Below are 15,367 nucleotides of genomic sequence, written 5' to 3' on the forward strand. Positions count from 1 at the left end.
AAAATAATTGCAATGAGTACAGATACTTTAAATAAAGAAATATTACGTGGTGGGCAGTTCATCGTTAAGGAAACTGACTGTGAGGATGTTTTTACACCAGAAGATTTTTCTGAGGAGCAGCAAATGATGCGCGAATCGGTGAAGGAATTTAATGACCGAGAGATTGTTGCCCATAGAAATCGATTTGAGTCCAAAGATTACGGCTACACTGAAGAGTGCATGAGAAAAGCTGGAGAACTTGGATTCTTAAGCGTTTCGGTACCTGAGGAATACGGTGGCCTGAATATGGGATTTGTTTCTACCATGTTGGTCTGTGAATTTATTTCAAGTGGTTCTGGTTCATTCTCAACTGCTTTTGGAGCACATACTGGTATCGGTACAATGCCGATTACCCTTTATGGTTCTGAAGAGCAGAAGAAAAAATACGTGCCACAATTAGCCTCTGGTGAATGGTTTGGCGCCTATTGTTTGACGGAGCCTGGTGCAGGTAGTGATGCCAATTCAGGAAAAACCACTGCTACCCTATCTGAAGATGGAACCCATTATAAAATCAATGGGCAGAAAATGTGGATTTCAAATGCAGGGTTCTGTAAGCTTTTCATCGTTTTCGCTCGAATTGAAGATGATAAGAATATTACAGGTTTCATTGTAGAAAATGACCCAGAAAATGGAATCACCTTAGGTGAGGAAGAGCACAAATTAGGTATTCGTGCTTCTTCAACAAGACAAGTTTTCTTCAATGACACCAAAGTTCCGGTTGAAAACATGCTTTCTGAGCGTGGAAATGGATTCAAGATTGCAATGAACGCCTTAAACGTTGGGCGTATTAAACTAGCGGCTGCTTGTTTGGATTCCCAAAGAAGGGTAATCGATACGGCTATCAATTATGCCAATGAGCGTCGTCAGTTCAAGACTCCAATTATCAACTTTGGCGCAATCAAATCAAAGATTGCCGAAATGGCAACAAATTGTTATGCCGGGGTTTCCGCCTCATATAGAGCAGCCAAAAATATAGAGGATAGAATCGAAGCTAGGATTGCAAACGGAAATACACATCAAGAAGCAGAGCTCAAAGGTGTGGAAGAATATGCCGTTGAATGCTCAATTCTTAAAGTAGCGGTTTCTGAAGATATTCAAAATTGTTCCGATGAAGGAATCCAAATCTTTGGTGGTATGGGCTTCTCAGAAGAAACGCCAATGGAATCAGCTTGGAGAGACGCTAGAATTGCTCGTATTTACGAGGGTACGAACGAAATCAATAGAATGTTGGCTGTTGGTATGTTGGTTAAAAAAGCAATGAAAGGTCATGTTGATTTGTTGAATCCTGCGAAAGCTGTTGCTGATGAATTGATGGGTGTTCCTTCTTTTGGCAGTATGGATTTCTCTGAATTGTTTTCTGAAGAAAAGGACCTTATCGCTAGATTGAAGAAAGTATTTTTAATGGTCGCTGGTTCAGCTGCACAGAAATTTGGTGCCGATTTGGAAAGCCATCAACAATTGTTGACCGCTGCCTCAGATATCTTAATTGAGATATACATGGCAGAGTCTACGATTTTAAGAACAGAGAAAAACGTAAAACGATTTGGAGCAGCTTCCCAAACAACACAGATTGCCATGGCTAAGTTGTATCTGTTCAACGCTGTGGAATTGATAAATAGCAAGGGCCGTGAAGCTATCATCTCATTTGCCGAAGGTGATGAGCAAAAAATGATGTTGATGGGCTTAAAACGCTTTACCAAATACACGAACTATCCTAATGTTGTTGCACTCCGAACTCAAATTGCGGAAAAAGTTGCAGCTGACAACGGGTATACTTTTGACTAATTCAAATAACTTCATTGAAGTTGGAGACCGCCCCATTTTGGGGCGGTTTTTTTTGTTTCCTTTTTTAGGAGCATTTACTTTTAGCAGATGGAGAATGATTTAATCAAAAAACTCTACTCTGAGGTAGCATTTGAAGAATTAAGCACCGAAGTTGTAAAAGAACTTGCCAATCATATTTCGAATACCACAAATGGCAAGAATGAAAAGACCATTAGATGGAATACCCCTGAAAAAGAGCTTAAGTTTTGGCTGGACTTTCTAGAAAATGGAAGAAACGATGAGTTCATCTCCGAAATATTAAAACGGACTACCCATACACATCACCCGAAATATGTAGGTCACCAAGTGGCTGCCCCCTCACCTATTACCGCATTGACTTCCATGGTCAGTTCCATATTGAACAATGGCATGGCTGTATATGAGATGGGCATGTCACCATCGGCTATCGAACGCATTGTTACGGACAAAGTTTGCGCCAAAATTGGTTATGGTTCAAATTCGGGAGGTTTTCTCACTTCAGGAGGTACATTGGCCAATCTCACCGCCTTGCTTTCCGCTCGCAAAGCCATCGTTAAACACGATGTTTGGAACGAAGGGCATAAAGGGCAATTGGGAATCATGGTATGCGAGGAGGCCCATTATTGTGTTGACCGTGCAGCGAGAATAATGGGATTGGGAGAGCAGGGTATTATAAAAGTCCCTGCGGGGGAAGACTACAGCTTGAATACCGATTTGTTGAATACCTGCTTTCAGCAGGCCAAGGCCAAAGGCATTGAAATCTTTGCTATTATAGGCTCTGCCCCTTCTACGGCAACCGGTGCTTATGATAATTTACATGCCATTGCCCAGTTCGCTGAATCAAAACAGATTTGGTTTCATGTTGATGGCGCCCATGGCGGAGCTGCGATTTATTCGAAAAAATACAAGCATTTGGTCACGGGTATCGATAAAGCTGACTCAGTGGTGATTGACGGCCATAAAATGATGCTCATGCCAACCATAACCACTGCGCTGCTATTTAAGGACAAAAGGCATGCCCAACATACCTTTAGTCAAAAAGCGGATTATCTACTAAATGATACGGCGGAGGACCAATGGTACCAAAGCGGTAAAAAGACCTTTGAATGCACCAAAACCATGATGAGTCTACACTGGTACGTATTACTGAAATTTTATGGTGAGGCTATTTTTGATGAATTTGTGACCCGGCAGTACGATTTGGCCCAAGAATTTGCTGAAATGGTTCAGGAACATCCAAGTTTTGAATTGGCCACATGGCCCCAATCGAATATTCTGTGTTTTAGGGTTATTGAGGATTCTAAATCCAATGAGGAATTGAACGATTTGAATGCCCGAATCCGACAATTGTTGTTGGAAGATGGTGAATTTTATCTGGTGCAAACTAAACTCCGGGGAGTGCTTTATTTACGTACAACCTTGATGAACGCCTTTACTACAAAAAGTCACCTCAGCGATTTATTGGAAAAAATCGTAGCTGTGAAAACTACCGTTTAAGAAAAGCCTAGGGTAAACCCTGAATTTCATTTTAGCCATTAACCCTCAAAAGTGTATCTTTTAAGAACCATACTTTTGAAAAACAACCCAATATTCCAAGTGTGATAACAAGACAACTACTTTTTGTGGTGCTTTTAATATCAATGGTGGACATTGCTAATTCTCAACAGCGGGAAATTGACAGTGTAAAGCAACTTTTAAATAAAGGGTTGCCGGGAAAAGAAGAAGTTGATGCGTTATTATCCGTTTCTGAATGGTACCAAACGATTAATTTGGATTCATTTCTTTTCTATTCAAAAAAAACAACTAAGGCATCACGTTTAAACGAAAATGCCTTTTTGGCTAAAGCTTACAACAATTACGGCTTAGCGCTATATTATAATTCCAATTTGGATTCGGCCGAATACTATTTTAAGGAGTCCTTAAGCATATTCCAGACAAATCCCGATTCCATATCCATGGCTAGCATTTATTCCAATCTTGCATTGATTTATGGGAATTCAACCAATATGGAAAAGGAAATTGAGTATAATCTATTAGCAATAAATTATGTTGAGAACAATTATAACGAAGTCAGCAGACTATACTTTAATCTTGCATATTCTTATCTCAATGCGGGTTTACGCGATGAAGCCCTTAATTACCTGAACAAAGCTTATTCAACAAGTAAAAAATCGAATAACACAATGGTACTGGGAGCTGCCATGGTTAATCTAGCAGAATTTTACTTAAAAGAAGAGGAATTCTCAAAAGCGAAGAAATATTTAAAGGAGGCCGATTCATTATGTCAAGCAACAAACAATATTCAAAGTTGTTATTTGGTCAACGTTCTTTGGGGTTACTTTAACTCAGAGCAAAAAGAATTTAATAAGGCCAGAAAGGACTTTGAAATGGCCAACCAATTGGCAAAAGAAATCAACAATAATTATTTTTTGATAGAAAGTTATGGTCTACTAGGAAGAAATGAATTGTTACAAAAGAACTATTATCGAGCAAACAAGAATTTTAAATCCTTTGACAGTTTATACAAAAAAAACCCGATACCTTCCTTAGGGGTCGAATTCTTAAAGGACTGGTCCAGAACTGAAGCAGCTCTTCAAAATTTCAATAGGTCTTACGAATTATTAAACTCATATCATGCTTTGAAAGACTCTTTTTATATGAAAGAAAAAAGAGAAGTATTAGTCAATGCTGAGAAAAAGTATGAAGCCGAAAAGAAGGAAAGGGAAATAGCTGAGCAAGAAGTTACCATTAAAGAACAAGAATTAACCTTAGCCAAAAAACAACGCCAATTAGCGCTATGGGGCGGATTAGGTGGCGTATTAGCAATCTTATTGACGGTAAGTTTTTGGTTGAACAAAGAGCGCCAAAAACGAAAAGAACAAGAAATCACCAATCTCAAGAACCAACAAGAAATCATTCGGTTGGAATCATTGGTTTCTGGTGAAGAGAAAGAACGGGTGCGTTTGGCGCAGGACTTGCATGACGGTATCAATGGCGATTTATCCGTAATCAAGTTTAAGGTAGATTCATTAAATCGTAAGAAACTAAATAAGAGTGAATCAGAGACTGTTGAGAATACTTTGGGAATGCTTGACAATGCCATTGACCAAGTACGTCGTATATCCCATAATTTGGCACCACCCTCCCTTCAAAACTTTAACTTAAATGAGGCCATAACCCAACATTTGGGTAAAATTCAATTGGCAAATAAGGTAACAATCGACTTTCAGACGTTTGGTGAACAGCCCAGCTTTTCTGTTGAACAAGAGACTGCTATTTACCGTATCGTTCAAGAATTACTGAACAATATTGTTAAGCATGCAGAAGCCACCGAAACATTGGTACAACTAAACCATACCGCTGACTTTACAGAATTGGTGATTGAAGACAATGGAAAAGGGTTTGATACCAAAATTTCAAAGAGTGGAATTGGCCTTCAAAACATTGCCTCACGCGTGGCCTTCTTAAAAGGAGATTTGAAAATTGAGTCCTCTGGTGAAGGAAGCACCTTTACCATCACCCTTCCTAAATCCAGTTTCGCATGATAACCGTGGGTATTCTTGATGACCACCAAATGATTTTAGAAGGTTTGGCCACGATGCTGTCAGAATTCAATGACATAGAAGTAGCTGGTAGTTGGTCCAATCCCGTATTATGTGAAGAAGACCTGAAAACCGAGCAACCAAATGTGCTGTTGTTGGATATCAACCTAAAAACGGCAAATGGCATAGAACTCTGTTCGGAATGGTCCAAGTCCTATCCTGAAATGAAGATAATTGCAGTTTCCAATTACAACGAGTCAGGTTTTATCAAGAATATGTTGCGCAATGGTGCTAAAAGTTATTTGCTAAAAAATACCAATAAGAACGAATTGGCCGAGACCATCAGATTGGTTGATAAAGGCAATCAATACTTACCTCGAGCAATTGAAACCATCTTATTGCAAGACTCTTTGGGTACCCCAAAACCGAAAGGCTCCATTCCCAAACTCACGCGTCGCGAAAAAGAAATACTACAGCATATCTCTGAAGAATTTACCAATGCAGAGATTGCCAATAAACTTTTTGTAAGTATTAAAACGGTCGAAAGTCACCGCACCAATCTGCTTTCCAAATTTGGGGTAAAAAATACGGCAGGTCTTATCAAGGCAGCAATGAATGCCGGTCTTATATCCTAATTTCCAAAAACCTAGGGTTTACCCTAATTCACTGAAATACACTATTCAACTGATTTTTTGAGGTTGCGCAATACTGACCTTGCAGGAGTATTTAAAACCTATCAAAAATGAAAAAATCAGTATTGCTTTTCGCCCTTTTTATGGCACTAAGCTGTGCCAAGGAAGAGAATATGGAGCCTTTAATCGTTCAAGAAGAACCTGAGGAAGAAATCATAGATCAGGTTGATGATGAAGATAATAACGCTCCAGAAAAAGCCATCCTAATTGCCCCTTTGAATGGAGAGACCGTAAATCAATTCTTAGATGTTGTACTCAAGTGGGAAGGTAGGGATTCGGATGAAGATGATCTTACCTATGACGTTTTTTTAGGAACTGACCCAACAAATCTAGAACAGGTTGGCGAGAGTATTGAAGTTGACAGCTTGGTAATAGACCGTCTTGACACAGGGATAGAGTATTTCTGGGAAATTGTATCGAAAGATGCTGACGAAACTGAAAGCACTTCTGAATTATCGGGCTTTACAATCTATGAAAAAGTGTTTGAGGGTTCTTTAAATTTTAGCGAACAATCTGATATTGAAACTTTTATAAACGAAGGTTTTACCAAAATCAATGGTGCTCTAGAAATTAAAGAATTGGTAGATATTACCAATCTTACGAATCTCAATCGTATCACTGGACTCCTAGCCATTCAATATACCTCTTTGACTAATTTGGATGGTTTACAGAACCTGATTGAAATTGGGGGATTACTTTCAATAGAAGGAAATTCCCTATTAACCAGTATATCAGAACTTTCATCTGTTAGAGGAATAAATGAGCAGGTATCTATACTATCTAATGAAAGGTTAGAAAGCTTAATCGGCCTAGAAGGGGTTGGTTCTCTACAGTTAAATCTTGAAATCATTGGAAATAACCGACTTCAAAACCTTGAAGGATTGGAGAATGTTGTTTCGCTTGGAGGTGAACTAATTATCAATGACAATGCCAATTTGTTGACTATAGCTTCCTTAGGTCAATTAGAATCAGCAGACGCAATTTCGGTTGAGGACAATCAGCGTTTGGTAAGTTTGGATGGTTTGCAAAATATAAGTGATATAGCCTATCAACTAAGCATTGAATCAAATCCAAACTTGCAAGAAGTCAATGTCTTTGATAATCTAGTTCAAGTTGGGGAGGAACTGAGTATTTTCCAAAACACTAACCTAAAGGAGCTATCTGGCTTCAATCAATTAAAATCAGTTCCAAGAATCGCCATAATCGCAAATAATAATTTAGAAACAGTATCTGGATTTGATCAACTGAACGGCGAAAATAGTGAGGTCATTTTTGAATCCGTTAGTGCTGTTCAAACCTTTGAAGGGTTTTCTGGAATTGATAGGATGCGACATTTAAGACTGAATGGTATTCGAAACTTAATTGATTTTGAAGCTTTTGCGAATCTTAATTCGGTTACAAATCTTTCTATTGGAAATACCAATTTCAAATCACTAGAGTTTTTTAAACACCTGGAAGGAATTGAAAATCTTACCGTTGATCAGAACAGTGATTTGATCGAAATTTCATTTGAGAATTTAACTTCACTAAAAAATCTCAAACTTGCTGAAAATTCGAAGCTTGATATACTCCGTTTTCCCCAATTAGAACAGATTAATGAAGACCTAAAACTCACTTCTAACCCTGCATTGAAAACCCTAGATGGTTTCACTTCTCTAAGCCAGGTTGGAGGCGAATTAAGTTTTCAAGGCAATGGACTTATTGATTATTGTACCCTACAAAACGTTGCCCGAGAACATTTAGAAAATCAAAAAGAAGCGATAATAGTCAATAACGGATTCAATCCTACTATCAAAATGATTGCCGCTGGGCAATGCAAGCAATAATTAACCCTTAAAATATTAACCAGTCAGTTTTTGCTGACACAAAATTCAATACAATGAAAAATACAATTCTATTCAGTCTGTTTCTAATCTTAAGTATAAACATGGGTTTGGCCCAACAAAACGGGATCAACAAAATTCGTAGTGCACCATTACACTCAGGTGAATCGAGAACCTATCAGGCACCTTATAAAGACCTCGTAAAATACGCCAGACAATCTGTTACTGAATCGGGCCTAATCATTGAATCTTCTGAAAAAATAGATGATACCACCTATATGATCATTGGCAAAGCGAAGACTTCTGCTTTTAGTTGGGGAGAATTGGTTCGCGTGGTTTTAATCGATAATGTTGAAAAAGTAACTGTGCGGGTTTACAGTAAAAGACGCTTAAAACTGAATCTGGCTGCTAAAGGGAATTATACCCAGACCATTCTATCCAACATTGAAGCGAAACTCGATTTTGAGCTGGAGTAATTGTAAATGCTACTAAAATGAAAAAGTTATTAAATGTATTATTCATATTGACGACTTTAAACAGTATTTCTCAATTTACAGGCCAAGTAGACTACCAACAATATGGTATTTCGTTTACCATACCCCATAATTGGATTGGCCAAGAGACCGAAGACATTTTTGTAATGAGCTCGTCAAAAGAAGCGGGGCTATTGATTCTAATGTTCCATCCTGAAAAAAACCAAGAAGAGTTGTTGAATAAAATGAATTTAGGCCTGCAAGATGGAGCTGTAAACCTACGACCTTCGGGACCCTTGCAAATGGTTGGAGAAAATCAAGTCGAAGGAATGTATAGCGGAATGTTGGACGGGCAAAACGTAAAAGGTAAAGTGATTGCTTTAATTAATGCGCATGGTAGGGGAATAGCAGTTTTTTCATTGGTAAACGAAACCAGATATACCAAACGAACCAATGAATTGGCAAAACTTGTTGCTTCATCAGTAGCTTTTAAAAAAGCGAATCCGAATGTAGTATTGTCCTCACCATATTTAGAAGAAGCAAAGGCCGAGTTGGTCGGTTACAAACTGACGTACATGGAGAGCTATTATTCAAATACGCCTGGCGGTGGCGGATATGAGCGAAAACGGGTACTCAACCTATGCTCAAATGGACTGTTTACTTTTTATGGAGGCAGCTATTTGAACTTTCCCGACCCGAACTGGGACCCCATGCACCAAAATGCCAAAGGACATGGCACTTATGAAATCCTTGAAGATAATGGGGATATCTATCTACAACTCAACTATAATGACGGTGAGTACGAAAGTCTTAAATGCACCTATGACGACGGTGTCTATTTGAATGGCGGACGTTACTACCGTGGTGAAGTTGACTGTTTTTAACCAATAAATTTAGAATGTTATGAAACTTAAATATATATGTTTTTTCGTCCTTATCGGAATTTTAGGATGTTCCAAAGAAGAATATAAAGAAAATGAAAATGATTCGACATCAAATCAAGTTGAACGTTTTGAAGTTACTATTGATTTGCCAAATAATTCGAGCTTTCAATTCAATGAGCTAAGCATTGCAACTCCTTTCCAATCTATAAACTTAGACTCCGGGACAGCTTCAATAAAATCGCCTCAGGTCACTTATTACACTTCCTTTGTGAGCACCAACGAACAAATTGTTCTTATGGGATACCATGGCCCTGGCAGTGAAGGCACTACAATTGATTGCAATTCGACCCTTTTATCACTTGTCATGGGTTCAATGTCACTATTTAGTTTTCCAATAGACATGAAAAAAGAATTAATTCCTATCATTCTAGAAAAACCTTCATTTGTTGTTTTAAGTAACTATATGCAAACTAGGCTTGAAAATGGTAGCCTACCCATCGAAGAATCGAACCCTGAGTTTACTAACTTGTACCATCAACTCTTAGCAAGCCTTTTTTCTGATGAGCAAATTAGCAACAAAATAGCAAGAAGCCTCAGTGATAATCCTCCACTTGAGTATAGGACCATTAATAACCAAGTTACTTTAGTCAACCCTGGATTTAGTTTTGCTACAGTAGTTGGATTATATAAAGATGGTAACAAAATAGGGTTAGATAAAATACTGGGAGGTGTAAACTTTGTTCCTACCAATTTAGGTTCGATTTTATCTCAAGGTTCAAGTGCCATTGGTTTTACTGATTTACCAATAGCATTAAATGACGTTGAAGAATCATTTACATTTCAGAGTGATGGTATCTACGAATTAAGGGTAAGAACCGGTTGCCCGAAAGATTTTGAATCACTCCAAAATGATGAAGAAGCGTTAAATGCCCTACGGGAGAATTTAGCTTCTTGGGCGTATACGATTCTACTCGAGATAATACCTTGGGATGAATTGATTGAAAATGGTTTGCAAATCAGCAATTTTGCACAATGTCTTTTAGGTATTATCCCAGAGGTGGTGGAGGGTTACGGTAATCTATCAAATCTTGAACCGGGCATAACAGCCGCAGATATGTTTGGTGTTTGCATGAATATCGTTGGAGAAGTAATTGGAATTTCTTTAACCTTAGCAGAAAACTGTCTTGCATTCGTTGAAGGTTCAGGTAGCTCGTACACAGATAGTTTAGACCGTTTTACCAGAATATTGGGTCGTATAGGGTTAATAGGCAATACCTTAAACCTTGGTGTTGGCCTAGGGCAATGGTTTTATAAAGATGCGCGCATAGATCTTTGCTTTAATGTCGAGGGCGGTGTACTTAACGAATGTGAAGAAGATCAGGCGCAAATTTTCCGTGAAATTCAAGACTTTTCTGATAGATCTTTAGTCTTTACAAGAATGAATAGGGCAGTTACTATAGTTAATACCGTTTCAGACGGAGATATAGGAGGTAATGCGGTATTCGACAATGAAGGCAATATCATTAGTATTGATTTGAAAGAACTTGGCTTAACAGGTCTTCCTGCAAGATTTTCAGAACTATCAAAACTCCAGTCTATTTCAATTGAAGGAAATCCGTTGGTTGGGTTTCCAAACCAAATAAATGCACCAGAAACATTAGAATTTGTAAGGATAATCCATACATGCAATAATGATTATTATGTTTTCCCTGAAATATCCAATCTACCCACAACATTCTTAGAACGTCACTCCAAGATAAAAGTCTTTGCCTTGGCTGGAACCATTTCCTCAATCCCATTGGAACTAGCTCTTCATCCATCTTTAGAAAATATCGGGGTGGAGAGTTTAGGTTCTTTTGTGCCTGTACCCCCTGAAATCTGTGATTCGGGAATCTTTGTAAGCACAAGGAGTTGGTCAGAAACTATATCGTCGAAAAAGGGTTCTAAAAGTGATTGTCTTCTTGAAGAAATAGGAAATGACAGGTGTGATGATTAAAAAATTATGAAATAGACTCCAAAATCTTCTCCTCGCTCTGTTTTCTTGAGAAATTAATAGCACATTCAATCAAGGCCAAATGCGAATATGCCTGCGGGAAGTTACCCAACAACCGTTTGGTCTCAAAGTGAATGTCTTCACTAAACAGGCCAAGGTGGTTACTATAACTCAATACCTGCTCGAACATTTCTTCGGCTTTATCATGTTCCCCAATTTTGAATAGGGCATTGATAAACCAGAAGGTGCAAATTGTAAATGATGAAGACGGCAAACCAAAGTCGTCTTCATTTTTATAGCGATACAACAAACCGTTGTTGTTCAAATCTTTATCAATAGCATGCACTGTACTCATAAATTTTGGGTCTTTGGCGTCAATGAATCCATAAGACTCCATCAACAATACAGAGGCATCTAAATAATAAGACCCGTATGATTGCGTAAAGGCCTGTACATCTTCATTCCAAGCATTTTCATGAATGTCTAATCGAATTTGTTCTTCAAGCTCTTTCCATTCGTTAAGCTTTCTGGTCTTCTTAAATATTTTGGCAACTTTAATGGCCCTGTCGATAGCCACCCAGCATAGAATCTTTGAAAAGGTAAAGTGCCTATCTTCTTCTCGGAATTCCCAAATTCCTTTATCGGGTTCTTGCCAGTGTTTGGCAACAATCCAAACAATACCCTTTGTAATTCCCCATAGTTCCTCGCTATTTTCAATATCGGAACCGAATTTGGCCAGTTGCTCATATATGACATCCATTAAGATTCCATAAATATCATTTTGCGTCTGCTGGTAAGCGGCATTACCTACTCTTACTGGTTTTGAACCATGATAACCATCAAGATGTTCTAATGTAATTTCAGTTAATTTTTTCTCTTTGTTAATGCCATACATGATTTGCAACTTCTCATCTTTCTTCGGCATTAAGTCAATTATAAACTGCAAATACCTTTTTGCAGAATTCTTATGACCCAATTCTGACATTACTTTGATTACCATAGAGGCATCACGGATCCAACAGAAACGATAGTCCCAATTACGAACTTCACCAATCGTTTCTGGTAGTGAAGTTGTTGCAGCAGCTAAAACGGCACCTGTTTTTTGATAGGTGAGCATTTTTAAGGTCAAGGCACTACGCAAAATTTGCTTGTCAAATTTCTTATAGCTGGGCGTTCGTTCCGACCAATCCAACCAATAGACCTTGGTACGCTCTAGCTCTAAATAGGTTTTTTGAAGAGTTGGCGCCAATAATTTCTCATTATAAGAAATTAAAAAGTAGCCATCCAAACCTAAAAAGAGTTCGTCACCATTCAAGACTTTTTCTTGGTCAAATGATGTATATAAAAAGATGGTATCGTACTTCTCACTATCGGTTAAACTAACAATGAAGTTCTTTTTGGTAAATGAAGTGGTTTCGCCGTAAGCGTATTCCAATTTAGGGTTGTATCTAACCCGAAAGGAGGGCCTACCGAATTTATGTTTTAAATACCGGACGATTTCTGGTGGATTATGATATTCTTGGCCTTTCTTGTGATATCTGGGCATAAAATCGTGAACCTCGAAAGCATCGACCCCATTATTAAAAGTGGTAATCAGAATATTTGTGCGATCTTCATATTCCTGTGAAATTGCGTAAGTATCATCGACAATAAACTCAAAGCTTCCGCCTTTTTTATCATCTAAAAGTTTTGCAAAAGCCGATGGCGAATCGAATTGTGGTAGGCAACACCAATCCAAAGAACCCTTGTCAGAAATTAAGGCTGAACTTCGGCAATTTCCTATTATTCCGTAATTTAGATTATCCATAGTAGGTCACTAATTAACTGTCTATTATTGTAAGATTTTTCCTTCTTATAAACCGAAAAAATCAAATTTTATTACATCACTTACCTAAAAACCATTTATGAGTAAAACTATAATTATTTCCAATAGGCTCCCAGTACAATTAAAAATAAGTGAAGGAAAATTAACAGCAGAGCCTAGTGTTGGTGGTTTGGCAACTGGCTTGAAGTCAGTTCATAGGGATGGTGATGGCCTTTGGATTGGTTGGACAGGTCTCATGGAAGAAGATACCCCCGAAGAAATGGAGCCGGAAATTGACAAGGCTTTAGCTAAATTGAATTGCGCAAAAGTCAATTTAAATATCAGTGAAATTGAGGGATATTATTTTGGTTTCAGTAATAGAACCATCTGGCCTCTCTACCATTATTTCTTGGAGTACACTGAGTTTGAACTCAAGTTTTGGGAATCGTACAAATCTGTAAATCAAAAATTTGCCGATGCGATATTGGCCAATGCCAATGAAGAAGACACCATCTGGGTGCACGATTACCAGCTAATGTTAGTTCCACAAATGATTCGCGAGGTTTGGCCAAATGCCAATATTGGTTTCTTTTTACATATACCTTTTCCTTCTTACGAGATATTCAGGACCATGCCTTGGCGTGAGGAAGTGCTGGAAGGACTTCTGGGTTCTGACTTGATTGGGTTTCACACCTATGATTACGAAAGGCATTTTCTCAGTTCGGTTCGTCGTTTGTTAAACCTCGACGTTAGCTTCAATGATATTTATCTTGAAAATCGTGTTATAAAGGTGGATTCTTTTCCCATGGGAATTGACTATCAAAAGTTTGAAAATGCAGCGAAGGAAAATGCTGCCAACTCTGAAGCAGAAAAGTCAGATTTTCAGAAAAAATTGGACGAACATAAAAAATCTGCCCCCGACACTAAACTGATTATATCAATTGACCGGCTTGATTACAGTAAGGGAATTGCCAAGCGTATCAATGCCTTTGAATATTTTCTAAATAAATATCCCCAGTTTAAAGAAAAGGTAAGGCTCATTATACTTGCCGTGCCTTCACGTTCTAATGTACCGCAATACCAATTGTTGAAAAAAGAAATTGATGAATTGGTAGGTCGAATCAATGGGGAACTTTCAACTGTGAATTGGACACCCATATGGTATTTCTATCGTTCACTGCCATTTGAAAACCTAATTGATCTATATACCTCAAGTGACATTGCCTGGTTGACACCACTTCGTGACGGTATGAATTTGGTTGCAAAAGAATACATCGCTACACGAACAGATAAGACGGGAGTTTTAATCCTGAGTGAAATGGCCGGTTCTGCATACGAGATGAATGAAGCCCTGCTCATTAATCCAAATAATTTTGAACAACAGGCTGACACCCTTAAGAAAGCTATAGAAATGCCCAAAGAACAGCAAATGGCCCGTAATATGTTCTTACAAAATCGATTAAAGCGTTATACCGTAGAGATTTGGGCTAACGAATTTATGCAGGCACTATTGGCACAAAAAGAAGGTTCACTGGCGACTTTCGTTTCCCAAAAATTGACCAAACCTATCCTCGAGAACATTTTGGAAAAATATCGTTCAGCAAACAAAAGACTACTGTTTCTGGATTATGACGGTACCTTGGCCGGTTTTCACAAAGACCCCCAAAAGGCATCGCCGGATGAGGAATTGTACGAGTTATTGGATAAGTTGAACAACCAAGAAGGGACAACCCTTTTTCTTATAAGTGGTCGTGACAAAGACACCTTTTCAAGATGGTTTCTACACAAGAAATACAATATGATCGTGGAACATGGCGTTTGGATTTCGCGAAATGGTGAGGAATTCTCTATGATGGAACAAGTTAAGGGAGAATGGATGGAAAAGGTTAGACCAGTTCTTGATTCATTTGTAGATCGAACACCAGGTTCCTTTATTGAGGAGAAAAATTACTCCCTTGCTTGGCATTATCGAAATACCGACCCCGACTTTGGTGAGAAACGAGCCACGGAATTGAATACGGTTCTCACAAGTCTTATCGGCAACGATGACATTAGCGTTCTCAATGGTAATAAGGTGATGGAGGTTAAAAGTAGTAATGTAAATAAAGGACGCGCATCAGTGCGCATTACTGGGGAAGACGACTATAAATTTGTTTTCGCAATTGGTGATGACTGGACCGATGAATTCATGTTTCAAGAACTACCTGATTCGGCGATAACCGTTAAGGTTGGTTTAAAAAAGACAAGCGCTAAATATCACATTGAGGGCACTAAGAAAGTTCGAGAACTTTTAAAAAATTTTACTGACATATAA

Annotated in this window: 10 protein-coding genes; 9 read left to right on the forward strand and 1 reads right to left on the reverse strand. The window is 38.3% G+C overall.

Translation table 11 applies throughout. The features are described 5' to 3' along the window. Positions 1–12: 12 nt before the first annotated feature. From HCU67_RS12100 to HCU67_RS12135, 8 genes are all read left to right on the forward strand, one after another. On the forward strand, positions 13–1,824 hold the full coding sequence (locus HCU67_RS12100; protein ID WP_168552871.1) for an acyl-CoA dehydrogenase family protein: 1,812 nt from the start codon (positions 13–15) through the stop codon (positions 1,822–1,824). Positions 1,825–1,911: 87 nt separating this feature from the next. Further along, the gene (locus HCU67_RS12105) at positions 1,912–3,339 is read left to right on the forward strand and encodes a pyridoxal phosphate-dependent decarboxylase family protein (protein WP_168552872.1); all 1,428 of its coding nucleotides are present in this window, start codon (positions 1,912–1,914) and stop codon (positions 3,337–3,339) included. 101 nt (positions 3,340–3,440) lie between these two features. Beyond that, positions 3,441–5,387 carry an ATP-binding protein gene (locus HCU67_RS12110; RefSeq protein WP_168552873.1) on the forward strand — a complete coding sequence of 649 codons (1,947 nt, stop codon included), beginning with the start codon at positions 3,441–3,443 and terminating at the stop codon, positions 5,385–5,387. Next, positions 5,384–6,019: a response regulator gene (locus HCU67_RS12115; protein ID WP_168552874.1), complete on the forward strand. Its 636-nt coding sequence runs from the start codon at positions 5,384–5,386 to the stop codon at positions 6,017–6,019. Before HCU67_RS12110 ends, HCU67_RS12115 begins: the two co-directional genes overlap by 4 nt. Before the next feature lie 107 nt (positions 6,020–6,126). After that, positions 6,127–7,902 (forward strand): leucine-rich repeat domain-containing protein, encoded by a 1,776-nt coding sequence (locus HCU67_RS12120; protein ID WP_168552875.1) that lies wholly within the window; start codon positions 6,127–6,129, stop codon positions 7,900–7,902. A gap of 53 nt (positions 7,903–7,955) precedes the next feature. Then, positions 7,956–8,375, forward strand: coding sequence for a hypothetical protein (locus tag HCU67_RS12125; protein WP_168552876.1), 420 nt, complete (start codon positions 7,956–7,958; stop codon positions 8,373–8,375). A gap of 17 nt (positions 8,376–8,392) precedes the next feature. Beyond that, positions 8,393–9,256, forward strand: coding sequence for a hypothetical protein (locus HCU67_RS12130; protein WP_168552877.1), 864 nt, complete (start codon positions 8,393–8,395; stop codon positions 9,254–9,256). Positions 9,257–9,275: 19 nt separating this feature from the next. Continuing rightward, complete coding sequence (locus HCU67_RS12135) at positions 9,276–11,252, forward strand: leucine-rich repeat domain-containing protein (protein WP_168552878.1); 1,977 nt, start codon at positions 9,276–9,278, stop codon at positions 11,250–11,252. 4 nt (positions 11,253–11,256) lie between these two features. Here HCU67_RS12135 and HCU67_RS12140 read toward each other — a convergent pair whose 3' ends face one another. Further along, on the reverse strand, positions 11,257–13,056 hold the full coding sequence (locus HCU67_RS12140; RefSeq protein ID WP_168552879.1) for a glycoside hydrolase family 15 protein: 1,800 nt from the start codon (positions 13,054–13,056) through the stop codon (positions 11,257–11,259). A gap of 97 nt (positions 13,057–13,153) precedes the next feature. On the opposite strand from HCU67_RS12140, the gene HCU67_RS12145 reads away from it, so the two are divergent. Next, positions 13,154–15,367 carry a bifunctional alpha,alpha-trehalose-phosphate synthase (UDP-forming)/trehalose-phosphatase gene (locus HCU67_RS12145; RefSeq protein WP_168552880.1) on the forward strand — a complete coding sequence of 738 codons (2,214 nt, stop codon included), beginning with the start codon at positions 13,154–13,156 and terminating at the stop codon, positions 15,365–15,367.

The sequence above is a fragment of the Croceivirga thetidis genome, from assembly GCF_012272815.1.
In the GTDB taxonomy this organism is placed as follows: Bacteria; Bacteroidota; Bacteroidia; order Flavobacteriales; family Flavobacteriaceae; genus Croceivirga; species Croceivirga thetidis.